27 protein-coding genes and 3 tRNA genes are annotated in these 26,346 nt (G+C 38.9%); 12 read left to right on the top strand and 18 right to left on the bottom strand.

Annotation, left to right across the window (positions count from 1 at the left end):
• Positions 1 to 164: 164 nt before the first annotated feature.
• From I6L31_RS15940 to I6L31_RS15920, 5 genes are all read right to left on the bottom strand, one after another.
• The gene (locus tag I6L31_RS15940; protein ID WP_004885555.1) at positions 165 to 467 is read right to left on the bottom strand and encodes a hypothetical protein; all 303 of its coding nucleotides are present in this window, start codon (positions 465 to 467) and stop codon (positions 165 to 167) included.
• 115 nt (positions 468 to 582) lie between these two features.
• Positions 583 to 966, bottom strand: a complete 384-nt coding sequence (locus I6L31_RS15935) for a hypothetical protein (protein WP_004885553.1) — start codon at positions 964 to 966, stop codon at positions 583 to 585.
• Positions 967 to 994: 28 nt separating this feature from the next.
• The gene (locus I6L31_RS15930; RefSeq protein ID WP_004885551.1) at positions 995 to 1,756 is read right to left on the bottom strand and encodes a hypothetical protein; all 762 of its coding nucleotides are present in this window, start codon (positions 1,754 to 1,756) and stop codon (positions 995 to 997) included.
• 23 nt (positions 1,757 to 1,779) lie between these two features.
• Complete coding sequence (locus tag I6L31_RS15925) at positions 1,780 to 3,366, bottom strand: CAP domain-containing protein (RefSeq protein ID WP_004885549.1); 1,587 nt, start codon at positions 3,364 to 3,366, stop codon at positions 1,780 to 1,782.
• Positions 3,367 to 3,393: 27 nt separating this feature from the next.
• Positions 3,394 to 4,002, bottom strand: coding sequence for a sortase family protein (locus tag I6L31_RS15920; protein ID WP_004885548.1), 609 nt, complete (start codon positions 4,000 to 4,002; stop codon positions 3,394 to 3,396).
• 1,351 nt (positions 4,003 to 5,353) lie between these two features.
• Between I6L31_RS15920 and I6L31_RS15915 the strand changes: the two genes are divergently transcribed.
• Positions 5,354 to 5,698, top strand: a complete 345-nt coding sequence (locus tag I6L31_RS15915; RefSeq protein ID WP_004885546.1) for a hypothetical protein — start codon at positions 5,354 to 5,356, stop codon at positions 5,696 to 5,698.
• Entirely contained in the window at positions 5,685 to 6,533 is an 849-nt protein-coding gene (locus I6L31_RS15910; protein ID WP_004885544.1) for a hypothetical protein, read from the top strand. The genes I6L31_RS15915 and I6L31_RS15910 overlap by 14 nt, the downstream gene beginning before the upstream one ends.
• 150 nt (positions 6,534 to 6,683) lie before the next feature.
• Here I6L31_RS15910 and I6L31_RS15905 read toward each other — a convergent pair whose 3' ends face one another.
• Positions 6,684 to 7,631, bottom strand: a complete 948-nt coding sequence (locus I6L31_RS15905) for a MobA/MobL family protein (protein ID WP_004885541.1) — start codon at positions 7,629 to 7,631, stop codon at positions 6,684 to 6,686.
• A 594-nt stretch (positions 7,632 to 8,225) separates the two neighbouring features.
• Here I6L31_RS15905 and I6L31_RS15900 point away from each other — a divergent pair.
• Complete coding sequence (locus I6L31_RS15900; protein ID WP_005003437.1) at positions 8,226 to 8,918, top strand: hypothetical protein; 693 nt, start codon at positions 8,226 to 8,228, stop codon at positions 8,916 to 8,918.
• Between the two features lie 284 nt (positions 8,919 to 9,202).
• The gene (locus I6L31_RS15895; protein ID WP_004828347.1) at positions 9,203 to 9,418 is read left to right on the top strand and encodes a hypothetical protein; all 216 of its coding nucleotides are present in this window, start codon (positions 9,203 to 9,205) and stop codon (positions 9,416 to 9,418) included.
• 267 nt (positions 9,419 to 9,685) lie between these two features.
• Here I6L31_RS15895 and groL read toward each other — a convergent pair whose 3' ends face one another.
• Positions 9,686 to 11,320: a chaperonin GroEL gene (groL, locus tag I6L31_RS15890; protein WP_004996627.1), complete on the bottom strand. Its 1,635-nt coding sequence runs from the start codon at positions 11,318 to 11,320 to the stop codon at positions 9,686 to 9,688.
• A 61-nt stretch (positions 11,321 to 11,381) separates the two neighbouring features.
• A complete protein-coding gene (groES, locus tag I6L31_RS15885; RefSeq protein WP_004939735.1) occupies positions 11,382 to 11,672 on the bottom strand; it encodes a co-chaperone GroES in 291 nt (96 codons plus the stop codon).
• Between the two features lie 48 nt (positions 11,673 to 11,720).
• Here groES and I6L31_RS15880 point away from each other — a divergent pair, with 48 nt between their 5' ends.
• The gene (locus I6L31_RS15880; protein ID WP_154647390.1) at positions 11,721 to 11,873 is read left to right on the top strand and encodes a hypothetical protein; all 153 of its coding nucleotides are present in this window, start codon (positions 11,721 to 11,723) and stop codon (positions 11,871 to 11,873) included.
• Here the strand turns inward: I6L31_RS15880 and I6L31_RS15875 are convergent.
• A complete protein-coding gene (locus I6L31_RS15875) occupies positions 11,870 to 12,631 on the bottom strand; it encodes a metallophosphoesterase family protein (protein ID WP_005003435.1) in 762 nt (253 codons plus the stop codon). The two genes, I6L31_RS15880 and I6L31_RS15875, sit on opposite strands and share 4 nt — an antisense overlap.
• Positions 12,612 to 13,547, bottom strand: a complete 936-nt coding sequence (locus tag I6L31_RS15870; RefSeq protein ID WP_004990181.1) for a diacylglycerol/lipid kinase family protein — start codon at positions 13,545 to 13,547, stop codon at positions 12,612 to 12,614. Before I6L31_RS15870 ends, I6L31_RS15875 begins: the two co-directional genes overlap by 20 nt.
• 396 nt (positions 13,548 to 13,943) lie before the next feature.
• Here I6L31_RS15870 and I6L31_RS15865 point away from each other — a divergent pair, with 396 nt between their 5' ends.
• Entirely contained in the window at positions 13,944 to 15,773 is a 1,830-nt protein-coding gene (locus tag I6L31_RS15865; protein WP_004996623.1) for a phosphoenolpyruvate carboxykinase (GTP), read from the top strand.
• A 134-nt stretch (positions 15,774 to 15,907) separates the two neighbouring features.
• The gene (locus tag I6L31_RS15860) at positions 15,908 to 16,282 is read left to right on the top strand and encodes a hypothetical protein (protein ID WP_005003431.1); all 375 of its coding nucleotides are present in this window, start codon (positions 15,908 to 15,910) and stop codon (positions 16,280 to 16,282) included.
• Between the two features lie 57 nt (positions 16,283 to 16,339).
• On the opposite strand, the gene glpD is transcribed toward I6L31_RS15860, so the two are convergent.
• Complete coding sequence (gene glpD / locus I6L31_RS15855; RefSeq protein ID WP_005003429.1) at positions 16,340 to 17,860, bottom strand: glycerol-3-phosphate dehydrogenase; 1,521 nt, start codon at positions 17,858 to 17,860, stop codon at positions 16,340 to 16,342.
• A 241-nt stretch (positions 17,861 to 18,101) separates the two neighbouring features.
• Between glpD and I6L31_RS15850 the strand changes: the two genes are divergently transcribed.
• Positions 18,102 to 18,530, top strand: coding sequence for a hypothetical protein (locus I6L31_RS15850; protein ID WP_004990195.1), 429 nt, complete (start codon positions 18,102 to 18,104; stop codon positions 18,528 to 18,530).
• A gap of 39 nt (positions 18,531 to 18,569) precedes the next feature.
• Here I6L31_RS15850 and I6L31_RS15845 read toward each other — a convergent pair whose 3' ends face one another.
• Both I6L31_RS15845 and folD read right to left on the bottom strand, forming a co-directional pair.
• Entirely contained in the window at positions 18,570 to 19,238 is a 669-nt protein-coding gene (locus tag I6L31_RS15845) for a class I SAM-dependent methyltransferase (RefSeq protein ID WP_035272022.1), read from the bottom strand.
• Position 19,239: 1 nt separating this feature from the next.
• Positions 19,240 to 20,088 (bottom strand): bifunctional methylenetetrahydrofolate dehydrogenase/methenyltetrahydrofolate cyclohydrolase FolD, encoded by an 849-nt coding sequence (folD, locus tag I6L31_RS15840; protein WP_005003423.1) that lies wholly within the window; start codon positions 20,086 to 20,088, stop codon positions 19,240 to 19,242.
• Positions 20,089 to 20,241: 153 nt separating this feature from the next.
• On the opposite strand from folD, the gene I6L31_RS15835 reads away from it, so the two are divergent.
• Both I6L31_RS15835 and I6L31_RS15830 read left to right on the top strand, forming a co-directional pair.
• Positions 20,242 to 20,315, top strand: a tRNA-Cys gene (locus I6L31_RS15835).
• 13 nt (positions 20,316 to 20,328) lie between these two features.
• A tRNA-Leu gene (locus tag I6L31_RS15830) sits at positions 20,329 to 20,414 on the top strand.
• A gap of 73 nt (positions 20,415 to 20,487) precedes the next feature.
• Here the strand turns inward: I6L31_RS15830 and I6L31_RS15825 are convergent.
• Positions 20,488 to 20,733 carry a hypothetical protein gene (locus I6L31_RS15825; RefSeq protein ID WP_151835171.1) on the bottom strand — a complete coding sequence of 82 codons (246 nt, stop codon included), beginning with the start codon at positions 20,731 to 20,733 and terminating at the stop codon, positions 20,488 to 20,490.
• 105 nt (positions 20,734 to 20,838) lie between these two features.
• Between I6L31_RS15825 and I6L31_RS15820 the strand changes: the two genes are divergently transcribed.
• Positions 20,839 to 22,002: a glycerate kinase family protein gene (locus I6L31_RS15820; protein ID WP_005003422.1), complete on the top strand. Its 1,164-nt coding sequence runs from the start codon at positions 20,839 to 20,841 to the stop codon at positions 22,000 to 22,002.
• Positions 22,003 to 22,075: 73 nt separating this feature from the next.
• Positions 22,076 to 22,161 (top strand) — tRNA-Leu (locus I6L31_RS15815).
• 476 nt (positions 22,162 to 22,637) lie between these two features.
• Here I6L31_RS15815 and I6L31_RS15810 read toward each other — a convergent pair.
• The 4 genes from I6L31_RS15810 to ftsH form a co-directional block, all read right to left on the bottom strand.
• Positions 22,638 to 22,952, bottom strand: a complete 315-nt coding sequence (locus tag I6L31_RS15810; protein WP_005003419.1) for a DUF5713 family protein — start codon at positions 22,950 to 22,952, stop codon at positions 22,638 to 22,640.
• Positions 22,953 to 23,024: 72 nt separating this feature from the next.
• Positions 23,025 to 23,219, bottom strand: coding sequence for a hypothetical protein (locus tag I6L31_RS15805; RefSeq protein ID WP_228128601.1), 195 nt, complete (start codon positions 23,217 to 23,219; stop codon positions 23,025 to 23,027).
• 126 nt (positions 23,220 to 23,345) lie between these two features.
• The gene (gene folP / locus I6L31_RS15800; protein ID WP_005003414.1) at positions 23,346 to 24,197 is read right to left on the bottom strand and encodes a dihydropteroate synthase; all 852 of its coding nucleotides are present in this window, start codon (positions 24,195 to 24,197) and stop codon (positions 23,346 to 23,348) included.
• Between the two features lie 131 nt (positions 24,198 to 24,328).
• A complete protein-coding gene (gene ftsH, locus I6L31_RS15795; protein WP_034699969.1) occupies positions 24,329 to 26,224 on the bottom strand; it encodes an ATP-dependent zinc metalloprotease FtsH in 1,896 nt (631 codons plus the stop codon).
• Between the last annotated feature and the right edge of the window lie 122 nt (positions 26,225 to 26,346).

The raw sequence follows: 26,346 nt of genomic DNA, 5'->3' as shown, positions 1-26,346 counted from the left end.
AATACTTACCCATTTTTTAGGGCAGCTATTAAGCTAAATTTGAGCTAAGTTTTCTACAGTCGTCAAATCATCCGCTACTGCTAGATAAGTATGTAATTATTAAATTCGGCATTAAGCAAAAAATAAGGGAAAAACTATTCCTTTATTTTTAGATAAAATAAATTTTAGGCAACATCCTCTTTAAAGTACTGATGCTTTCTTTTGGAATTATGCTTCCAGCTTTTAGCTACCTTGTAGACTGAAGATGGAAGATCATCCCATTCTTCTGGCAAACCAGAACCTCGTGCAACACGAAGTTTTAAAGGATAATCCTTATATTCGATCAAATGAAAAAAATAGAAACTACGTTCTGGATATGTACTGAACTTTTTAAAATAAGCATTCCTCATATGGGGATATCGTTTTCGGATACCATCATTAGGATCGATTTTTACAGGGCGCTGGTACTGAAATTTCAGCTTTTGCATATTACCTCCTAGTTTAAATTATCTAGAAGGGATCCTCTGCGTAGTAATTCATGTTTTAAAAACCTCTGGTCAATTATCGCTTTAGCTTTATATATTTAGCCTACCTTAGATCAAGCTATTTAAAATAATAGCCTAGCGTATCGTCTTTTGAATCTCCCCACCCCGTCCATATCTGGGTCAATTTTACATAATGCTGATTAACGCTTTGAACTTTATATAAATAGCTACGTGGTGGAGAAATATTATTCGTTCGTACTTTCTCAATTAGAATAAAGGTCTTGTCATCTAGCCATTTTACTCGAAGTGGTAAAGGATCTTGGCATTGCCCCATTTCGGCATACATTGCTGCGTCCTTACCATTTTTGGCAAAAGATAATCCCGCACATTCGGTATCTGGCAAATCTAAGACCAGACGCTTTCCTACTAGGCTTTCTTTTGCACCAGCACAAGCTAGTGTTGAAAGACTTAAACATAATCCTGCGAATATTAATTTTTTCATTTGATTTGACTCTTTATTTATTTGGAAGTTAAAACACATTGTCAATAAAGCCACACTGTAAAATGTGTTGTGAAGAATTGACTGGGTTGTCATAAAGACTGATAAAAGCAATCATATCATTCAGATAAGAAGTGTCACGTTTATAGGGCTGGCTATAAATATAAATCTGTTTGGGTGTATAGATCTTTTGATTTTGGAAGACTTCGCCATTAAAGACCTTTAAATGTGGATATTGCTGAAAGACTTTTTGGGTTTTACTTCTATTTTGATCATCATGCATAGAAGCTTTATCCCACTGCTGTTTAAAGCTTTTGAATTGCTGCCCTGTATGGCGACTGAATTTAATATTTAATCCGCTCTCAATTTTTTGTTTAGTTGTGGCGATGTCATCTCGACGATAGATCGATGTACTTGCTCCTGCAACACTGACATGCATTGAGGTCTCAATGCGTTGAATCGGATTGCTTTTGTTTCTAGGACGATAGACGGTTGTTTCAGGGCAGTCCTGACAGAAATTTTCATCGTCTGAATCATCGATAATGGTCGTCTTTTGCTTGCTATATTGCTTTTGAAATTGTTTCTGAAGTTTGGCGATCGCTGGTGTTGGTATATCTGCCCTGTCACCCAACGCCAGTTGGTTATTAAAAGATTGTTCATTTTCAGTCCAATCCAGACAGGATAAGCCTTGCTCCAGTGTTAAAGATGAGGCAGAAATAGGTTGAGCCGTCGCGGTGTGTATCATGAGCAGCGAGATACTCGTGACAAGAAATTCTTTAATCATACATCTCATTTTGTTGTTGTCCTTATTTTCGCTTACCGATCATTCACGTTAAACCAGTAGGAATATTCTTTAGGCTGACCATTCACCAAGACATTGCTGAGTTTGACATCGTAGATCACGTTCAATTTCAAATCGTCAAAGTTAAACTGGATATGGTTGGGAACTCCGATATTTTCATAACGGATATTACTGATCTTCTGTTTAGCACCACTACTTCGTTCAGTGACAACAACGTTAGCTTTGGCGTAGTCCACATTGCGATTGGCAAAGAAATTCTTTTGATCGGTTAAAACTGAAATCGAGAGAATTGAACCCGCCATATAATATTTGGCTGGATAGTTGTGGTAGGGATAGGCAATCACACCGAGTGGTGCAGTGGTTGGATTATCGAAGGGATAAACCACTTTGTAGGACGTACCGACCACATAAGGGAATCGGGTATCCTTGAATGATGGTGCATTGACTGAACCATAAGCCGATTTTTTCAAGAATGGATTGAGCATCCAGAGTCGATGTCCTACATCTCCTGCAAACAGATTTAATTTGTCATGCACCATATTGGTAATGCTTTCCGCAGGTGAATAGTCATATTTATTCTGTCTTACCCCCATTTCTAGGCTACTGGTTCTTGCACCCACCGCACCAATATCGGAATAGCAGTTTGTGTTGGCTTCGGGGTAATGGGTCAAGATGTTGTTTGCCGCAAGAACCAGTGCGGTCTGCATCATCTCATCTTCACGGGCATCGTCGTATGTAATACTTGGCAACCCATGCAAGGAGCGAACTGTATTGATTTCACTCAAGAATTCATTTCTAAACTTTGCACTGAGCTTACCCGCATAACAGTTATTAATATTGGGGGCATCACTCATAGATGAAGCCTTAAACACATCAAAGCTGATGGTTTTACTCTCTGCTACCAGTGTTTTGGTATCACCCTCTTGGGTGAGTTTAAGAGTACATACACCCGCCCCAATCCCCTTGAGTTCGCCCTGACTATACGTACAGGTTGATGAAGAAAGGCTGCTAATCGTGACGGGAAGTTTGGCACTGGATTCAGTATCCAGTGAATACACACTATCCGTCAGGATGTATTTGATTTTGAGTGGGGTAATGGTTTGCTCGACCTTAGTTACACAAACATTATTTTCTAGATATTGATCGGCAGCACAAGTCACATTGACGGTCATGCGGCTATTGAGTGGTAGAACTTTTGTTGTACCAGCCTGTGTCAGTGCCAGAGTACACTGTCCAACCTTTAGGGCTTTAAGTTCACTATCATTTACACTACAGATGTTGGGGGTATTACTGCTAAAAGTCACTGCCAGACCTTGATCTGTTTGCAGCGATAATGGATAGCTTTGACCTTGGATCAGGTTACTCAATGAGAATGCCTGAATATTCTGCGGCGCCTTATTTCTACATGTCCCCTCTTCTAGATATTGAGTTTCAGCACAAGTTACAGGCTTAGGATTGGTACTGCCATTATTAGGATTTTCCGTTCCACCACCATTGGATGAACTGGACTCTCCTCCCGAACCACCGCCTCCACAACCGACCATGACTGTACTGATTGCCATCATCAGCACAGATGGCATAAAGGTTTTTGAAATCATCATGATTGACTGCCTTATATTTATATATTGTTATTGATAATGATCAGCCGAAAGGAGTTGACGGATTTCACTGGCCATTTTTGGGCTACGCCAAGGAAACAGCACTTTAAGGCTGTAATCTGGTTTAAATTGATCCCGTGTTCCAATATTGACTTGGAACTCACGTTTCATCGGTGTCCGATGGACTTGTTGGTTAACATGAGTTCCCATCATTGGGTTACTGATCACCGTGGTTGTCGTTCTAAAGCGATCTTCAACCAGATTGTAATGACCCACAGAGGTAATGTAGTCGAAAGGATATTTCACTAGACGTTGATCAGGCTGATCAAACAGGATGATGGTTTTGTCCTGAGAGTTAATCCAGACACCACGGTTTTGATAATTAAAAGTTTCACCCTGACGTTTCAGTTGTTCGGTCATTCCGTCAAAATAGGTATTTCCATATTGATAGAGGTAGTAAATGATCACAAACCAGAATAGGTCAAATCCAAAGAAGATATAGCCGAAAGCACCAAAGGAAAAGATTTTGCCAATGATCAGAAAGATCACAATCGGCAAGACCACACACTTTAAAAATAGCTTGGATTTCTGAGGACGGTTTTCGATTGGAATGATTTTAGGTTTGGTTAATTCAGTCATGGTTGTTCCCCGCATGTTCAATGCAATTCACAATCACCAGCAGATATAAATATAAAAAGGTCTATTTTTTTTATAGGCATGATTTAGCCATCCACCGTTGGATTGTTCTTGTTAAAAGTTTTTAATACAGCCTAAAAATTAAATTAGCCGTATAGTCCTCGTTGAAAAGCACAACAAGGTTGAACAGGTGGCGTGGCACAAATGAGAAAAGATAGATACAGCATGAGAAGCTCCTTGTGTTAAAGAAGTTCTACCAATTACTGTCAAATAATGGTGGCAGAACGAGAGCGGGTTGACAGACTGGAACACAAGAATCCAGCACGTCCGAAGACGTCCCCCTCCCGTTCCACCGCAGAGGGGCACGAGGGGATAAACACTAAAGGACAAGTCCCTTAATGTTCTTGTGTTGGACGGTCTGTCAAAACCGACTGGCAATGTAGGCCAGCGAGCCCATATTAATTTTATCCAGCGCTTTAGTCAATTTTAGCAATACTAAAATCTGGACAATCAGTTTGGAATAAACGCATTTAATCTAAGTTGTTGATTTTTCGCATTAGACCAAATTAAACCAAACGATTAGCTTATTTTGATTTTATGGATGGGTCTAAAATGAACTTTTCTTCTTTAGTAAAATAAAACAATAAAATAAATCAATAAATTTCCCAATCACACCTTTAAATATTTGGCTGATTGAAATGAGTTTAGTCATGTAAGTTATGATTCAGAATAGACTTATCATTTTATGAACTTATTCAATACATCTAAGGGTAGTATTCTGATTCAACCCATTCATATTAGAAAAGATTAGTGAAAGCCTTAAACATTGTTGAGGCACTGACAAATCGATCATGAATTCAGCTCATGATTAACAGCAGTCACTCTAAGTTTTATGACTTAAACACATATAAGACCTATTCAGATGAGTCCTCAAAGCAAGAAAAACAACAAACATTGAACAATGACCATCGTTCATAAACACTTCTGAAAACAGTTTCCTAGCCGTCAGCAATCCAAAATATCTTCAGGTTAATCAATAAATTATTTAATGTTAAAATATGTAAAAACATCAAATTGAATCGTTGACAGGTTAAGGTATACCCAGTTAAGCTAATCTTACACAGCAAAATCTGTGTACAGGCGTGAGAACCTGTTATATTCTACAAGCGCAAATTAATGTCGCTTATGCGGCTATTTTTTTGTCTACTGTTTAGCAGTCGTTATGGCAGCTTGACAGGGCAGCTTTTGGCTGGCCGTACCTTGTAGAACGGTATTCTCACCCCTGTTTTGCTGCCACCATTACCGTGAGAAGTAATGGAGGTAAGTATTAAAACTTATCTACAAGGAAACGACTATGAACGCAATTCTTCATGGTGCAAACACTTGCACAGCTAAAAAACTAACTGCTCAACTGATTGTTGAACTAGGTGAAACAATTTCAAATCCGCAGCGTCAAACGCTGGCCAATCTTTATATTGCAGTTGATACCGCAAATTCCTTACTTAATGAGCTTGAACAAGCACATCAAATCATTCGTCAGTGTATGCGTGAGATGGATGATGAACAAATTCTTGAAGTTGCAAAGCTCAATCAAAATAATAACCTCTCCTCTCTCTGGGCATTCCGCACACATCAACGTCAAAAGATGATTGAACGTGCACAGCGTGTACTGCTTGGAGCTGGTTATGCCCAAAGCTAATAAGAACAATCTCCTGATTTCAGGAGACTATCCTTTGATCGCTTCGCCAACGCTTGCAAAAGCGTTTGGCGTGGCTGCCGCTCATTTGCTACAGAAACTGCATTACTGTTTAGAAAATAACGAGGGCAAAACTTATAATGGTAAAAAATACTGGTTTCACAGCTATGAGCAATGGCAAACCACACTTGGCGTGTATAGCATATCAACGATTAAAAGAATCGTAGCTAAGTTAAAGCAGGCTGGAATTTTAATCATTGAAAAATTGGCACAGAATAAATGGCTACAAACCAATTTTTATACGATTAACTATAAAAAGTTAAAACAACTCATTAGCTCGAATGACAAGCAAAGAAATCAACCTAACGAGGTAGTTACAACTTCTGATCCAGTAGTAATCACACCATCCTTGGCGAAGCCTGCTCAAGCCGCGCAACCCTCTGTATTAATAAAGTCAATTCAACAGGCATTTCAAAATATCAAGGTTAAATCAAATACAGTTGAACCCTCATTAAAAGTGGCAAAAGAATCCCGTCTACGCCCCAACTTTGTAACGCCTGAATCTTATTCAGTAAAGGGATTAAGCCAACCACTCCACCCTCCTGCATCAAAGGAAATATTAAAAAATATGGCAATGAATTACCGCCATTTTTATCAGGCACTGCGACAGCAACGTGTAGATATTGCTTATGATGATCAACGTATTCAACAACTATTAAAATATCAAAAGCGAATTCTTCAACATATTGTATATATCAAACAGACATTTGCGGGACAAGAGCGTTACCAATGGCACACGGTTGAGCAATTGCAAATGGAAAATTATTTAAAGAAGTAGGTCAAATCGTACTAAGACCAATTTCAAATGATTCATCTATTAAAGTCCATAGATGGATCATTTGATTAAATCAAAGGTTGAACAAAGACTGATTAAATCCATTGAACTGGCTCATCAGAGATAACAAACTTTGGGTTTTTCATCTATATATTAAAACTCAAAATCTAGATTTTTCGATTGATCAAGATGATGTGTATTTTCCTTTTCCTGTTCACGTTTTTTAGATAATTCTAACTCATACTCTTTTTTATAGAGTTCACACAGGTTATGTTGACGAATTTCCCGAATCTCCTTTCTATAATTTGCCACCTCATCTTGATCTTCAGGGTTAGTGCTATACAATAATTCCCTAGGAACTTGAGTAACATCCATTAATTTAGTTCCATATTTTTTATTATAATCTTCATTAGATAAACATGACACCGCACTACTCACTTCTAATTGAATACCATAGATTTCTACAATCTTGGTTGGCGCATATTTTTCTAAAAATTCATTTATTATTTCTTCAGTTTTTGTTCGATAGTGAAATAATATATTACGACGAAATCCGAGCACATCCGCAGTAATTTTTAATGCACCACCTTTTTCAGGATTTTTTTGACGATATTGTTTAAAGAACTGCTCAGGTAAACGTTGTATATTATCCAGCATACTTTTTTCAGAAAATAATAAATGTAAATGTGGTTGTTCTGACTGTCCATCTAGCGCAGCTACATGATTATGAATTGCAATTGTACATGGCATTTTATATTGACCACAAAATTCATGCATTAACATTTCAGACAATTCAATACGGCGATTTTTATCCAATTCTTTTGGCAAAGCGATTGTAATATGTGATGACGTTCGTCGGGTCACACTTGTATATTGATCTGCCGCATACCAAAACTGATCGGGATGATTATCGACCCAAGCTGGCATATGATATGAAGCACAATATTCAAGCTCTTCAATCTCACTTTTATGCTTAGAAAAATATAAGGTGCGAGTAATATAGTGATAGGCACTTTTTGATAGTCGATACTTTGAATGACCGTCACTCAATTTTATTTGACTATTACCTTTAACGTTATGACTTAAATGAAAATAATACATTTTTACTTCCGATATTAATTTAACTGGAATATCGGATCCTACAAAATTTTAAAATTTCATGATTCGTTTCGTGAAGAAAAATGAAAAAAACTTAAATTTAGATCAAAAAATACACATTCAATAAAACTGCATGAGTAACAAAACCTAAAAATAAGAGTAACAGGCTGAAAAAGTTAAAAAATATCAATTTTTATCAATAAAAACAGATATATAGGCTATTCATAAAAAACGTGTAACAGCTTAACTAAATAAGAGTAACACTTAATAAAAATATGAGTAACACCAATTAAAAATAAGAGTAACACCCTATAACCATTAAAAATCATAGACTTAAAAATTAACAGGGCTGCGCAGCACGAGAAGAAGTGTCTTTTAAATGAAAGCGAAGCGAAATTTAAAAGACACGGATACGAGATATAAAAAATCTTTTTTGCATTCGCAAAAAAGATTTTTTATCTGTCCCACTATTAACAGCCATAAATTAACAGCTCAAATTAACAGAAGAGTAGTATTTTTTGAAAACCTCAACTTATGACGATTTTTTTTTAGACTCTGTGATATACCAACATTTTCTTAAGTGCAGATGGTTTAAAAATGGCTAGAGCTAGATTAACAGTAGATGAAATTACTTTAAGAGTTGAAAAAAATTTAAAACAGATAGCAAGACGTACTCATTCAGATGAGTTGGTACTTCAATTAATTCAATCTAAACCTGTAAATCAATTTACCGAAGAAGATATAATAAAATTAAAAAATAAATATCACAAAGTTTTAGAATTACAAAAACTTGAAAAGTTAATTGACTCTATCTGCTCAATCAAAAAAAGTGATCGCTCTGATATTGAAAAGGACATTGTTGATTTTAGTGGATATGAAGACCTTTCCTCTCAGACTGATGAAAGATTAAAAATAGCATTAAGGATGCTAAAAAATTATAATAAAAAAATTCCCGATGAAATTAAACAAAAAGCACACCATGAAATTAAAAAATCTTTGAATAATTCGTATAAGCAAAGAGATCAGAAGATAAAAAATAGGAAGAAAGAGAATCATGAGAAGTTTTTTCTTGGCAGTGTGCTTATATCATTTTTAAAATCTAAAGATGTTGAAATGAATTATCTTGATATTACACTTAAGATGATAGAGCTTTATCAGACTAAAAATTATTTTAGCAGAAAAGTATTTTCAGAATATGAAATAAATGAATTTAAATTTTCAGAACAAGGTAGAAAATTTAACGATAAGAAAAACGCGATTTTATCTGATCCTAAAAATCCTTTTAAATAAAAATATAGATTAAAAGAAAATGCAGTATACGTTTATCTCATTTATTTTAAATGAGCTGAGTAGTCAACGTTGTTATTACTGACAACTAACAAAAGATTATTTACTGATATAATAAAAAAATAAGTCTTTTTTTTATTTTTTTAAACATATCTCATCTTTTTTATTTTCTGCATATATCTCATCTTTTTTTGGTTTTTTTCCATATATCTCATCTTTTTTTTTATATTTTGATAGCCTTTATTTTAAGAGGTTTTCTCTTAAAACTTTATTGAAGGAGATATTTAATGGCTGTATCTATAGACCTAACTAATACCGAACGTCGAGTATCTACTGCCGAATTCGCTTTGCGCATGAATATTTCAGAAAAGGAGCTATATGATCGAATTAAAACTGGTCGCGTGACAAGACCAATCAAAGATGGACGTAAAAATTACTGGCTTAATAGCTATGTCCTTTCCTGTATTATTCATGAGGAAAACTCCACTCTTACGTCAGAATGAAATAGCTGTTGTTCTAAGTCAAAAACGCCTGATTTTTCTCAGGCGTATTTTTTCAATATTTTCATTCATCCAATAGTTAAATTCTTATCTAATATGATGACTTTAGTTTTTAAGAGATCTAGTAGATCTATAAAATTAAAAAGGTCACAAATAAAATTTGTGACCTTTTTTGTAACAAACTTGAATGTGAGTAACATTATGAGTAAGCTTAATAAATACTGCTTAAATATTATTAAATTACAATAACTTAAACAACATGTGCGCGGTTTACATCATACCGCCCATACCCCCCATGCCACCCATATCTGGCATAGCTGGTTTGTCTTCTGGAATATCAGTAATCATCGCTTCAGTGGTCAACATTAAACCTGCAACAGAAGCTGCATGCTCAAGCGCAGAACGTGTTACTTTCGCTGGATCAAGAATACCCATTTCAAGCATGTCGCCATATACACCTGTCGCAGCGTTGTAACCATAGTTACCTTCGCCCGCTTTCACAGCATTGATCACGACTGATGGTTCATCACCCGCGTTTGATACGATTTGACGAAGTGGTGCTTCAATTGCACGGCGTAAAATATTGATACCCACAGTTTGGTCATCATTGGCGCCTGTTAAACCGTCAAGTGCATTTACAGCACGAACCAGTGCAACACCACCACCAGCAACCACACCTTCTTCAACCGCAGCACGCGTTGCATGAAGTGCATCATCAACACGGTCTTTCTTCTCTTTCATTTCAACTTCAGTTGCTGCACCAATTTTGATGACTGCAACACCGCCAGCTAATTTAGCAACGCGTTCTTGAAGTTTTTCTTTGTCGTATTCAGAAGTTGACTCTTCAATTTGGGCACGGATCTGTTGAACACGCTCAGCAATCGCATTGGCATCACCAGCACCATCGACAATCACTGTATTTTCTTTAGATACCGTAATTTTATGCGCAGTACCTAAATCTTGAAGAGAAGCTTGTTCAAGCGACATACCCACTTCTTCTGAAATCACTGTCGCACCAGTCAAGATTGCAATGTCTTGAAGCATTGCTTTACGACGATCACCAAAACCAGGTGCTTTAACTGCACATACTTTGATGATACCGCGCATGTTATTCACAACTAATGTTGCAAGCGCTTCGCCTTCAACATCTTCAGCAATGATAAGAAGTGGTTTACCTGTTTTAGCAACTGCTTCTAACACAGTAATCAATTCACGGATATTGCTGATTTTTTTATCAACCAACAAAATGAACGGATTTTCAAGTTCAGCAGTTAAAGTATCTTGCTTGTTTGCGAAATATGGTGAGATATAGCCGCGGTCAAACTGCATACCCTCTACAACATCAAGTGCATCTTCAAAGCCTGAACCTTCTTCAACGGTAATCACGCCTTCTTTACCCACGCGTTCCATTGCTTGAGCGATCAATTTACCCACAGTTTCGTCAGAGTTTGCAGAAATTGAACCGACTTGCTCAATCGCTTTAAAGTCATCAGCAGGTTTCGCTGTTGCACGAATATTTTCTACAACCGCTTTCACCGCGATATCGATACCACGTTTAAGATCCATTGGGTTCATACCAGCAGTCACTGATTTGATCCCTTCGTTTAAGATCGCCTGAGCCAGTACAGTTGCAGTGGTTGTACCGTCACCCGCAATATCATTGGTCTTGCTTGATACTTCACGTACAAGCTGCGCACCCATGTTTTCAAACTTATCTTTTAGGGTGATTTCTTTGGCAACCGTCACACCATCTTTAGTGATATGTGGTGCACCAAAAGAACGATCAATCACGACATTACGACCTTTAGGGCCTAAAGTCACTTTCACTGCATCTGCAAGAACATTGACACCTGCGATCATTTTTGAGCGGGCTGAATCACCGAATTTAACGTCTTTAGCTGACATTTGTTACTCCAAATATTTCTATCTTTGTTTGATCTTATTTATCAATGAGTTAAGTAAAAATTTAGCCTTCAAGTACAGCTAAAATGTCAGATTCTTTCATAATTAAGAATTCATCACCATTTACTTTGACAGTAGTGCCTGCATAAGTACCAAATAACACTTTATCACCCACTTTAACGTCTAGTGCACGAACGCCGTTGTCAGTGATTTGACCATTACCTACTGCAATTACTTCACCTTGAGCAGGCTTTTCAGCAGCAGAACCTGGCAATAAAATTCCGCCAGCCGTTTTTGTTTCTTCTTCAACACGACGAATTACTACACGGTCATGTAATGGACGAATGTTGCTCATAAATAACTCCATCAGACTAAGTCTATGATTTGATAAATGATGCTTACCATGATTATTGCTTTAGCAAGCACCAAAATGAATTTGATGACACTTTTGTGGGGATGGAAAAAAACGCTTCAAGGGGAAAAATCAAAAAAAATGCTATTTTTTGTGTCTTTTTTAAACACTCAAACACTTTGCTTGTTTTTAGCTTCAGATTAATTGTGCAAAACAAAGGATTTTGTCCTTTCATCGAACCAAAAGTGCTGAATCAGTCCGTCATTTGAAATTGTATTAAAACTATTCGGCAAGCCTTTATGTAAACGATAAGAGGTTGCTGTACCCGCATGAATATCATAAACAGGATGATCAATTTTCAAATCATAGATTTGAGTTAAGTTATAGACCGCAGTTTTATGTAAATGCCCATGCAACACACCAAATAAACCACTTCGACTCCAGTTTTCAAGTGCCATTCTCCCTAGCACTGGACAATCTTTTATTCCATGTGGATCATCTGGAGAAGTATAAAAAGGTTGATGTAATACCACCAGTTTCAACTTATCATCAGGCGCGTGTTTTAAGGTTTCATTGGTTCTCTGAATTTGCTCCAGTGAAATATATCCTCGCGTATGGTAACGCCGACGAATACTATTCACCCCAACAATAAAAAAATGTTCAGTTTGCAAAGTTGGCTCTAATTCACCAAAAAAGAATTGATAACGCGCAAATGGAGAAAAAAAACGATTCCATAAATTATACAAAGAAATATCGTGATTCCCTGGCACCACAATATATGGAATTTTAAGAGAATCCAAAAACTGCCGACAATTATAAAACTGAATAAATTTTGCACGTTGGGTTAAGTCCCCACTCACCACAATCAGTTCAGGTTGATGTTCCTGACAAAATTTTTCGATTGCAATCAGACATTCTGGCTTTTCCGTACCAAAATGCAAATCAGACAGATGAAGTAGCATCGACAGGCACCATGATACTTAATGCATTTTTTGCCACAGCAAGTGTCAAAGGTGTCTTCAACTCTTCGATTTCGCCATCTACAGCAACCGTTAAAGTTTTACTTTTTGAATCAACCACTACCTGATCAGCAGCAAAACTATAGACATCTTTGGCATGTTCGAGATCCCCTTTAATCAATTGAAATAACATGCGAAATAAACTCAATTTATCACTTTTGGCGACTACAATGCCTGCAACATGACCTTCTTCAGCACATTCAGCAATATTCAGGTTCATTTCTTGTAATTGCAATTTATTATTGCCAAAAAAGACCAGCGATGTTTTAACAGGATAAACTTGCCCATCAACAGTTAATGAAAGTTTTAATTCTTTATGATCACGAATTAAGACATCAAGCCCAGATGTATATGCATTTAAAGTATGTCGACCCAAACGCTGATTATATTGCTCTCGTTTTTGAATAAATAAAGGATAGAGACCCAAGCTGGCATTATTTAAATAAATTCTGTCGTTGATCGTTCCCAAGTGAACATTTTTAGGTGTTCCCGTTGCAATCACCTCAGCCGCTTGAAGCAAATCTTGAGGGATATTTAAAACGCGCGCCACATAGTTAAACGTGCCTAAAGGCAAAATCCCCATCGGAATATCTGTGTATTTGAGCTTAGAAGCCACTGCATTTAATGTCCCATCCCCACCTGCTGCAACCACCACACCATGATCATCACCATGATGACGCACAAGAACTTGCTGCATAAAATCGTCGAAATTATCCTCAACACTCAATTCAAAGACCTGAATCTCAAAATCATGCTGGGTAAATATCGTCATGATTTGCTCATATACGCCTTCTTTATTGGATGCATGGAATCCAGATTTTTCATTATAAATAAGGGATAAAGGTCGAAGTGTTGGCATATTTATGGTTCTAAGCTGATGATTTATCCTATTTTTGTCCAAGAATTAGACAAATAAAATACGCTTTATGTAAAATTTAAATGATGATCATTTATTTAATCGATAATTGTTCTCAAATTTATTTTAACAACAAGACTTTGTTTTTTATACACATTTAATTAAAAAATAACATATATTACATATCTTAATACATATATTTAATGCCTGATAATTATATTAAATTGTTGATTTAAATAGATTTAAACTATTTTTCGACCTACTACTCTAATTTAGTCTTTAGTCTTATTTTTTTTGTCATTTTATGCTTTAATAGCGCCACTTTTTTTTACTTCATCTACTTGCTGTATCTCAGCATCTAGATTTGTACTTTAGTACGTTTTTTAAATAGGCCTCACCATGACCCAAGTGAACGCACCAGAATTCGTTCGTCATCCTAAGCTTATTGCATGGGTTGAAGAAATTGCAAAATTAACCAAACCTGCAAAAATCGAGTGGTGTGACGGTAGCGAAGAAGAATATCAACGTCTGATTGACTTGATGATCGCCAACGGCACAATGCAAACACTCAACCAAGAAAAACATCCAGGTTCTTATCTTGCAAACTCTGACCCTTCTGACGTTGCGCGTGTTGAAGACCGTACGTTCATCTGTTCTGAAAAACAGGAAGATGCGGGTGCGACAAACAACTGGGAAGCGCCAGCAGCGATGCGCGCAAAACTCAACGGTTTGTTTGATGGCGCAATGCAAGGTCGTACCATGTATGTGGTTCCATTCTCAATGGGTCCTTTGGGCAGCCACATTGCACAGATTGGTATCGAATTAACTGATTCTCCATACGTTGCTGTCAGCATGCGTAAAATGGCACGCATGGGCAAAGCGGTTTATGACGTTCTTGGCACTGATGGCGAATTTGTACCCTGTGTTCACACGGTTGGCGCGCCTCTTGCTGAAGGCGAAAAAGATGTTGCATGGCCATGCAATCCTGAAAAATATATTGTTCACTACCCAGAAACGCGTGAAATCTGGTCTTACGGTTCAGGTTACGGCGGCAATGCATTACTCGGTAAAAAATGCTTAGCCCTTCGTATAGCGTCTGCAATGGGCCGCGAACAAGGCTGGCTCGCTGAACACATGCTGATTTTAGGTGTCACTAACCCTCAGGGTGAAAAGCACTACATCGCAGCAGCATTCCCATCTGCTTGTGGTAAAACCAACTTTGCAATGTTGATTCCACCAGTAGGTTATGAAGGCTGGAAAATTGAAACTGTTGGTGATGATATCGCTTGGATCAAACCGGGTGAAGATGGTCGTCTGTATGCAATCAACCCTGAAGCTGGTTTCTTCGGTGTTGCGCCTGGTACAAACACTAAAACCAATCCAAACTGTATGGCAACCCTACACAAAGACGTAATTTATACTAACGTTGCTGTGACTGATAACGGTGAAGTATGGTGGGAAGGTCTATCTAAAGAAGTTCCAGCAAACTTGACCAACTGGAAAGGTCAACCTCATGTAAATGGTGAAAAAGCAGCACATCCAAATGCACGTTTTACTGTTTCAGCAGGCCAATGCCCTTCTATTGATGCTGACTGGGAAAATCCAGCAGGTGTTCCAATTTCTGCATTTATCTTCGGTGGTCGTCGTGCCGATACGGTTCCTTTAGTTTCTGAAGCATTTGACTGGGTTGATGGTGTTTATAAAGCAGCAACCATGGGTTCTGAAACTACTGCGGCGGCTGTTGGTCAACAAGGCGTAGTACGTCGTGACCCATTTGCTATGTTGCCATTTACTGGTTACAACATGGCGGACTACTTCCAACACTGGTTAGAAGTGGGTCAGCAAGTCGGTGAAAAAGCTGAAGCTGCGGGCAATAAATTACCAAAAATCTTCAACGTCAACTGGTTCCGTCGTGATGCTGAAGGTAACTTTGTATGGCCTGGTTTTGGTCAAAACATGCGTGTGCTTGAGTGGATGATTGACCGTGTTGAAGGTCGTGCCAATGCAGTTGAAACACCAATTGGTTATGTTCCAACTTATGACGATCTTAACTGGGCAGGTACAGATTTTTCTAAAGAAGAATTTGATCTGATCACGGCACAAGACAAAGATCAGTGGATTACTGAAATCGAAAGCCACACAGAATTGTTTAACAAACTTGGTGATCGTTTACCACAAGCATTAAAAGAACGCCAAGAAGCGTTATTAAATGCGGTTAAAAACCACTAAATCATTTAATCGCATAATAAAACAGGCCATTTAAATGGCCTGTTTTATTATGTGCAATATGCTAAGAAATATCGGCAAATAATCTTTAATATACTGATAAATTTTATTTTTTTACAACCAAAGAGAAACAAACAATGAAAAAACTTGTTCTTTGTACTTTGTCTTTACTTGTTCTTTGCAACACCACCCATGCAAATGAGGTAACAGCAAATGAAAAAGCGAAGAATCATTTCGGGGTATGTCTTATTAGTGGTGTTCCATCGCAGCAATATGTGGTCGTTAAACGTGTAAAAGTTGCAAAAGGCACCTATGGAAGTGTAGAAGAACTCTATCCAAAATTAGGCAATGCTGCGCAAAAACTGAATGCCAATGCGATTGTGGATTATAATGCGAGTCAACGTTTTGGCTTTTGGCCATGGCGGATCGTTCGTCCTGTAGCAACAGGAACAGCAGTCAGATGGAATGCACCGAATGTAGATTGTCAAAGTTTAGGCGGTAAGGAAATCTAAACGTCGATCAATTGTTTTATAGCTGCATAAATTGACTTTATGTAGCTTTTATTGATATTAAGCAATCTTGCTGTGCTGATGACCTAGAACGCTTTGAAGATAATCATCCAATAATGTCATATCAGCTTTACCAAATTTTAATCCCAGTTTACTACGCCGCCATACAATATCATCTACTGATTGTGCCCATTCCACTTTGGTCAAGTAATCGACTTCAAGTTGATAGAGCCCGTGCCCAAAATATATGCCAAAGTCCTCCAAAGTATAGACTTCTCTGAGCAACTGCCATACACGAGTGCCATAACTACTCGCCCAACGTGTCGCAATTTCGATTGGAATATGTTTAATTCTGAGCTGAATCCCCCGAATTAATCCATCTAAACTTTTAAAATACTCCCCTCCTGGTAATGGCTCATATTCAGTCCACGCAGTCTGTAACTCAGGGAAAAAAGGGGTTAATTCATCCAGTGCAGATTCAGCAAGTTTTCGATAGGTGGTTAACTTACCCCCAAATACCGATAGCAACGGCACCGTCTCATTCAGCATCGTCATTGCCAAAGTATAATCTCGGGTCACTGCTGAGGGTTGATCTGACTCATCATCACATAAGGGTCGAACCCCTGAATAAGTTTCGATAATATCTGCTTGAGTAATCGTGCGTTCAAAGTGCAAGTTTACCACTGTCAATAAATATTCAATTTCATCCTGTGTGATTGCGACCTGCTGCAAGTCTCCCTGATAAATCCGATCCGTCGTTCCGATCAATGTATATTCATCTAAATAAGGAATGGTAAATACGATACGTCGATCTTCATTTTGTAAAATATAGGCATAGTCTCCCTCATAAAGTTTGGGAATAATCAAATGACTACCCTGAATGTGCCGTATTTTATAAGGAGAATCCAATTTAAGCGTATCTTTTAGAAAACGTTCAACCCACGGCCCCGCTGCATTGACCAAGGCTTTTGCACGAATTTGATACTGTGTTTGTTGCTGCTTCAAAGTTAATAACCATGTACCATCAATTACTTCTGCGGCAACACACTCAGTTCTAGTTACCAGTTCTGCCCCTTTTTCTCTAGCTTGCATCGCATTTAAAATCACCAAGCGCGCATCATCTACTGCACAATCTGAATATTCAAAGCCCAATACAATATCCTGTTTTAAAGGACTTCGTTGATCCAAGACCAAACGCTTAGATGCAGGTAATTTTTCTCGCTTTCCCAAATAATCATATAGAAATAAGCCAGAACGGATCAGCCACGCTGACCGTAAATGTGGACGATGCGGCAAGACAAAACGTAAAGGACGGATAATGTGCGGAGCTTTCGCCATAAGAACTTCACGTTCGGCAAGTGCTTCACGCACCAGACGAAATTCAAAATGCTCTAAATAGCGCAAACCACCATGAATCAATTTACTACTGGCAGATGAGGTATGACTCGCAAAGTCATCTTTTTCACAAAGAAAAACGGAGAGTCCCCGTCCAGCAGCATCATTGGCGATCCCTACCCCATTAATACCACCACCGATCACTGCAACATCATAAAGAGGAAGATCATTAAAATGAGATGACATGTGTGATTCCCCCCTTTTATTATTATCAATCTTTAATCAAGATCATTTGAAATTAGCAAATTTAAACACAAAGTGAAAGCTTTACCCGCCATATACGGTACGTATTTTATTTACCAAGCTGAATGGTTTTAAAGTTAATACAATTTTATGGTTTGTTTAGGTCCGTAAATGCTTAAAATATAAAAAATACATCTGCATATTTTCAACTACTGACTTAAATACGATTAGAAGGAACAACCTCATGAAAAAAAGCTTATTATTTTTAATTACAGGGAGTGTCATTGTATTAACTGCGTGTCAGAGTACCCCACGCCAATACAACGGCAACACAGGCTATCAGGTTGAAAATAAAACGGCATCTTCTGCAACACTGGCTTATACACTTGCTGGACGCTCTAACCAACAACTTGATGAACGAAAATTACAACGCGCCTGCCAACAAGTTTTAGGCACCACACAAACTTATAAATTATCTATTTTAAGTATTAATGAAATCGCCAATCCTGCGGCAAATCAATCAAGTCAGGATGGATTACAAGTCGGCAACTCACGTATGTCTGTAGGATTAATGGACTCTCCTAGTCTCAACAACAGTGAAGGCTATGCAACTCGTCAGGCACTAGATACGAAACCCAGCACACTTAAAGTTGTACGCTATACCTGCTCATAAGCTTTACTTAATCGCCTCCAAATATAAAACGCTGTAAACTTACAGCGTTTTATAAAAACTCACGTTGCGAAACTCTTTTGCTTCATCCAGATCAGGCCATGTTGTGGCACTACGTTCATCAATCTTCATATATTGAGGATGACTAAAATTTTTGACCCGGCTGTCTGCCACCCATACTTCTGGGGCAAATTTTAAAAATTCATCTAAAAAGAAACGATTAGATTGGTCATATAACACATCCGCAGCAAGTAACACATCCACTTGTTCTGCCTTGTATAAATCATCCAGATATTCAAGCTCAACATCGTTGAGCAGTGCATTCTCACGACAGGCAGCCAAACTGACCTGATCGATATCACAACAAATGACCCGCTTAGCCCCTGCAATTTTCGCGGCAATGGCGACAACACCAGAACCTGCACCAAAGTCTAAAACCACTTTATCTTTGACATGCTGTGGCTCTGCCAGCAACCACTGCGCCATCGCCAATCCCGAAGCCCAACAAAAAATCCAGTAAGGTGTATCAATCCAAATACGTCGAATCACTTCATCATCCAAACGATCGGTTGGAAAGACAGGTGGAATTAACCAAAGTGAAATTGGCGTTTCTGGTAATTGCTGAGGTGATAATTCACACTGGGGAATCACGTGATGAAGCGCCTCAAGCAAATGCTGAGGCACTTTTGAACACTGAAATGTAGAGTTCATCTTAAACTAAAGCTTTTTCAGCCGCTTCAACAGTTTGACGAATCAAAGTCGTAATCGTCATTGGCCCAACACCACCTGGTACAGGCGTATAAGCCGATGCAATATCTTCAATTCCTTGTAATTGGATATCACCTACACCGCCGCCATCACGCGGATGAAAACCCGCATCGACCACGACTGCGCCTTGTTTAATCCAGTCTTTTTGAATCAACTCTGCTTTACCCACAGCACCCACAATAATATCTGCTTGTTTTACGAATTCAGCTAAATTCTGTGTACGTGAATGGCAAATCGTCACAGTCGCATTCGCTTCAAGTAACATCGCCGCCATTGGCTTGCCTAAAATCGCAGAGCGCCCAACCACAACCGCATGTTTACCCGCAATTTCAATGTTGTTTTCTTTTAAAATCGTCATGATCCCAGCAGGCGTAGCCGAACCATAAGCCGCTTCGCCCATGGCCATACGACCATAACCCAAACAAGTCACGCCATCCACATCTTTATTCAAAGAAATTGCATCGAAACAGGCACGCTCATCAATTTGAGCAGGTACTGGATGTTGTAACAAAATCCCGTGTACATCGGGATTGGCATTTAATTTTTCAATTTCAGCCAAAAGTTGCTCAGTAGTCGTTTCCTGTGGCAATTCAATTTTAACTGAATCCATACCTACACGTTTACAGGCATTGCCTTTCATACGTACATAGGTTGCAGATGCACCATCATCTCCGACCAAAATCGTTGCCAAAATTGGGGTACGACCTGATTTTGCTTTTAACGCTTCTACACGTGTCAGCAAGTCAGCTTCAATTTGTTTTGCCAATGCACGACCATCAAGAACCAATGCCACAGCACATCTCCAAAGTAGATATGAATTCGATTTTGCAAATGATACATGATAATTGAGTCAATTTTATTTTAGATGTTGTTTTTCTGTGCATATTCGCTGAAATCACTATTGTTTTTTTTCTGAAGCTTGCTAATATGTGCATCACCAAATGATGGCGGGGTGGCAGAGTGGTCATGCAGCGGACTGCAACTCCGTGTACGCCGGTTCGATTCCGACCTCCGCCTCCAAATTTGGTAAAAAGCCCGGGTGGTGAAATAGGTAGACACAGGGGATTTAAAATCCCCCGCCCACAAAGCGTGCCGGTTCGAGTCCGGCCCCGGGCACCATTTTAAATCAGTTAAAATGGTGCCAATAAAGAATCCAGCATAAGCTGGTTTTTTTATGTCTAAATTATCCTTTTTACCAATATTTAAACCAAAGCCATAATCTATTCAAACACCGACTCGCAGTATCAGGTGCAAAAAAACCCATCAATGTACATGTCAAACTGATGACTAAAACAATCATAGAAGAACTAAAGCCCGTATCTAAGTATTTCGCCATAGATAGTGCAATCAGAAACCCGAAAAACAAACCTAATAATCCATAACATCCTGCGAATACAAAGCGATCCGTCAAAGTCCACTGCTCCATTCTTTTTTTCATTATTATCACCCAATTAAAATATTTCGTATTGTTTTAAAGCGATGTTATCTTAAATAGCATTTGATTTTAAATTAACAATTTACTCCAGAAAAGCTGCCGTCACCCATGCCTAAAACTTTTGTACTCGCCCCAGATTCGTTTAAAGAAAGTATGACTGCACTTGAAGCTTGTCAAGCGATGCAAAGTGGGCTGCAAAAGGTATTTCCTGATGCTCATTTTATTTTGCACCCTATGGCAGACGGTGGTGAAGGTACAGTCGATACCATAATTAATGCTCAGCATGGACAAAAAATTGATGTTGAAGTGATGGGACCTTTACCTTCACAGCGAATCTCAACTTATTTTGGCTTAATCAATCAGGGCAAAACAGCAATCATTGAGATGGCAAAAGCCAATGGTATTCACCTTCTCTCTTCCGAACAGCGTGACCCTTTACTTACCTCAACTTATGGAACGGGTGAAATGATTCTCTTAGCACTGGATCACGGTGTTTCTCAAATCATTATAGGTTTAGGTGGAAGTGTGACCAATGACGCAGGCATGGGAATGGCGGCTGCTTTAGGAGTTAAATTTCTAGACCAAGAGAAACAACCCGTTAAGTTAGGTGGTGGTTATCTCAATGACATTCAGTTCATAGATATTTCCGAAATAGATCAACGCCTGAATAACGTTGAAATTATCATTGCTAGCGACGTGAACAACCCCTTATTAGGACCAAATGGTGCAAGTCATGTATTCGGCCCACAGAAAGGTGCAAGCCCTGAAATGGTTATACAACTTGAATCAAACCTCACTCACTTTGCCAATTTAATTGAAAAACATCTCAATATAACAGTTCAAGATATTGCAGGTTCTGGTGCAGCGGGTGGATTAGCTGCTGGGCTTTTGGTGTTTACTCAAGCCAAAATCCAGTCTGGCGTAGAAACAGTGATTAATCTGTTAGATATGCAACAAGCCATATATCAGGCCGATTATGTGTTTACAGGCGAAGGAGGAATTGATTTTCAAACCAAATTTGGAAAAACGCCCGTCGGAGTAGCACGTCTTGCGCACAAATATGATAAACCCGTTTTTGTTTGTGCAGGCTATATGGGTGAAGGAATCGAAAGTCTGTATGAGGAAGGCATTACTGCAATATTCGGAATACTTGATCAAAGCAGTGATCTTAGAACAGCACTGCAAAATGGCCCTAAAAATCTGAGTCGATGCTGCGAAAATATTGCCAGATTGATTCGCAGCATTGACACCAGCTCATTTAAAAACGAGTAGTTGATTGAAAAAACTACAAATAATTTCAGATATTCTTGCCAATATTAGGCAGTTCATCTATCATTGCCGACATGCCCGGGTGGTGAAATAGGTAGACACAGGGGATTTAAAATCCCCCGCCCACAAAGCGTGCCGGTTCGAGTCCGGCCCCGGGCACCATTTTAAACTGTTGAAATAGTGTAAAATAAAAGTTCCAGCATAATGCTGGTTTTTTTATATCTACAAAATAATAATCTGATGAAAAAAACTGAACTGTTTTACCTATTATATTTCGTTTCAGCGTTAAACATGACACCCCGTCATACTCACGATATTTTTCGAACCAGTAAAAATAAAAAAATCAGAAGCTCTATTTAAAAAACCGCGCAGTGGAGGCAGATGAATAGAATATCTTATTCAAAGTAAAAAAGCTGAAGTAATAAAACAACTCGAACAGTTCAAGCAAAATTATTCTCAATTTTGGCTACGTCTTTTAGCAACCGTGCATATAATCATTCACAATTAAAATTAAACGTTGAGGACATTACAGATGTACATCTGAATCAAAGTTGTGACCTAAACCGAGCTTCGGTGGATTTATTCTTAGCCGTTTCCCACACAAGCCAACAGAAATAACCTCAGACTTACAAGAGAAATTACCACGCTCTACTCGCGACCAATTCCTCTAAATCAATCTCAAGGTATCCCGCATCCTGCACCACCATCATCATAGCTTCAGCGATATAATCCGTGGCAGTATCATCAAGGCTTGAATCCAAATCTTCAAAATCAGCTTTCATTTCATTGATTTTCACTAAAGTTGAATCTGCTAATTGATAAATTTCAGATTCAGTTTTAGGATTAGCTTGAATTTTTCTTGAAAAATCAATTAGGTTTTGCTTTATTTCAGCCACCAAGATTTGAGGATAATAACCATCATCAAACATAGGGAGAAGTAGATCATTTAACATGGATAAAGGCTTAACAACATTAAAAATTCGGTGATGCTTATAACACACCTTCAAGTTAAATTCGACTAGTCACTAATCCCAGAGTTCAAAATTTAGTCGATATTCTTCAAAAATCAACCAACCTGCGACCAACAATAAGATCGCCATAAAGGCAAATAAGGTATTTGCAGTAAAAATTGCAAAAAATAAAAAAAGGATGTCTAAAAGGATAGAAGCAATGAACACCACAAAAATGAATGGATGAAGCTGCATGATCACTTTACTCATCGATAACAACCAATTTATAAATTAACATGCGCTTCACTTTCAGCCTTATCTTCACATACCCAAAACTTCATCTTCTCAAACAATTCAGCAATTGAGGGATCTTTAGGCAAAATAAGATTGACGCTTTTAAGCTTGATTCATTGCCTGCCAAATTCGAATTGCATCCACAGTTGCCTTAACATCGTGTGCGCGCACCAGTGAAGCCCCCTGCTGGATACTCAACAAATGCGCTGCTACACTACCCACCGCACGTTGTTGCGCATCAGCACCGCCCAATGCCTCGCCGATAAAACGTTTACGTGATAATGCCGATAAAATCGGATAACCCAATTCATTCAACTTCCAAAACTCTTGCAAGAGCTTTAAATTTTGTTGCGCATTTTTAGCAAATCCAAATCCCGGATCAATCATAATATTTTCTGCTTTCACACCCGCAGCCAATGCTTCATTAATCCGAATCTTCAACTCATCGATGACGTCTCGTGCTACATCGGCATATTGAGCCAATTGATTCATGGTCGTTGGCTCACCGCGCATATGCATGACAATCACAGGAACGTTCAGCTCAGCAGCAGTCTCTAGCGCTTGAGGAAGAGTTAATGCTCGAACATCATTCCAGATATGTGCGCCAGCCTCGACTGCAGCCTTAATGACATGAGGTTGACTGCTATCAATTGATAAAATCACGTCTTCTTTTGCCAATAGTTCAACAACGGGCACTACTCGTCGAATTTCTTCTTCAACCTCCACAGGTGATGCCCCTGGTCGTGTAGACTCCCCACCAATATCAATAATGGAAGCGCCATCTGCAATCATTTGCATGGCATGCGCATAAGCCTGCTGCTTTTGATGATATTGCCCACCATCACTAAATGAGTCAGGCGTTACATTTAAAATACCCATCACCTGAGGCTGAGATAAATCGAGCAGGTGCTGACCACACTTGAGTTGTCGCTGAGGTAAAGGCATTAAACGCATGAATTGACTCCTGTTGTTGAGGCGTATTTTAACAGTATGTTTTCTAATGCTAGTTGATTTAATTTCACATCAAGCTGAATAATGTGCAAATAAAAAGAGCTGCCGAAGCAGCTCTTGTAATACTAAAATCATTAACCCATTGAAGGTAATGGTGGCGGTGTAGACGGACCACTACTTGGCGGATCCAAATCTACCACAGGATTTTCAGCCACATAGACTTTTGGTGGACGTGGTTCACGACCTTCCATAATGTCACGTACCTGTTCACGATCAATCGTTTCCCAGTCCAGAAGCGCCTTAACCATCACATGCGCTTTATCCTTGTTATTTTCAAGAATATCCCAAGCAACTTTATATTGTTCATCCAGAATACGACGAACTTCCTGATCGACCTGCTGCTGTGTCGCTTCTGAAATAGTACGACTGCCTACATTTCCAAAGAAACCATTCTGGTTCTCATCTTCATAGACCATCACGCCTAACTTATCCGACATACCATATTTGGTCACCATCGCACGCGCCATTTTAGTTGCACGCTCAAAGTCATTGGATGCACCAGTGGATTGCTGATTGATAAAAATCTCTTCGGCAATACGTCCACCAAATAAAATCGAAATTTCATTGAGCATTTTGTCTTTATAATGACTAATCTGGTCTTGTTCAGGCAATTGCCAAGTGACACCCAAGGCCCAACCACGCGGCATAATCGTAACCTTATGCACAGGATCTGTACCTGGTAGCATTTCAGCAACAATCGCATGCCCAGACTCATGGTAAGCCGTCGCACGACGTTCTTCTTCACGAAGAATCATCGATTTACGTTCAGGCCCCATATAGATTTTGTCTTTAGCATCTTCAAAATCATGCATATCCACCGTATTTTTATTACGACGGGCTGCAAACAAAGCTGCTTCATTTACAAGGTTAGCCAACTGTGCACCAGAAAAACCCGGTGTACCACGTGCCAAAACTTTTAAATCCACACCAGTAACTGAAGGAAGTTTCTTCAAATGAACATTCAGGATTTGCTCACGACCATTAATATCAGGCAAACCAACCATCACTTGGCGGTCAAAACGACCCGGACGCAACAATGCTTTATCCAGAACATCTGCACGGTTAGTTGCAGCAATGACAATTACCCCTTCATTACCTTCAAAACCGTCCATTTCAACCAACATTTGGTTCAAAGTCTGTTCGCGCTCATCATGGCCACCACCTGTACCTGAACCACGGTGACGACCGACCGCATCAATCTCATCAATGAAGATAATACATGGTGCATGGCGTTTCGCTTGCTCAAACATATCACGGACACGGGACGCACCCACACCGACAAACATTTCAACAAAGTCAGAACCAGAGATACTAAAGAACGGAACTTTGGCTTCACCCGCAATGGCTTTGGCTAATAAAGTCTTACCCGTACCCGGTGGACCCACCATAAGCACACCACGAGGAATGGTTGCGCCCAAACGCTTAAACTTTGCTGGATCTTTTAAGAAATCAACGATTTCAACGACTTCCTGCTTCGCTTCATCACAGCCAGCGACATCTTTAAATGTCACTTTAATCTGGTCTTCTGAAAGCATCTTGGCCTTAGACTTACCAAAACTCATTGGTCCGTTTTTGCCACCAGCTCCCCCACCCATATTTCGCATAAAGAACATGAATAACAAAATGATGAGAAGTACAGGAAAACTAGCAATGAGAAGTTGCATCAACAAGCCCTGACGTTGTGGTGCAGTTCCTTCAACCACGACGTTATTTTTGTTTAGGCTTGGTAAAAGCTCGGTGTCTTCAACCTGCGGACGTACTGTCTCAAAATGAGAGCCGTTGGTTTTTTCACCACTAATATTTAAACCATCAATAGTGACTTGCTTAATTTGACCAGCATTCACCGCAGTAACGAATTCTGAATAATTCATTGCTGATGGCTTATTGCGGTCACTGATGTTACTGAAAATCAAAATCAGAACACCAAGTATTATTAGCCACAATACGGCATTCTTGAAGAGATCGCTCAAAGCTTTATTCCCATTATCAATCTAATTTGATCATGCCCATTACGGGGTAGACCCTAGTAAACAGCAAGTCTAATGCTTGCTACAAGTTGAAATTGTACAAAATGCACAATTTTTCTCGACTT

It is taken from the genome of Acinetobacter septicus, from assembly GCF_019355975.1.
Classification (GTDB): Bacteria; Pseudomonadota; Gammaproteobacteria; order Pseudomonadales; family Moraxellaceae; genus Acinetobacter; species Acinetobacter ursingii.
Note: the sequence above shows the minus strand (reverse complement) of the source record. Positions and strands in the feature narration are given on the sequence as shown.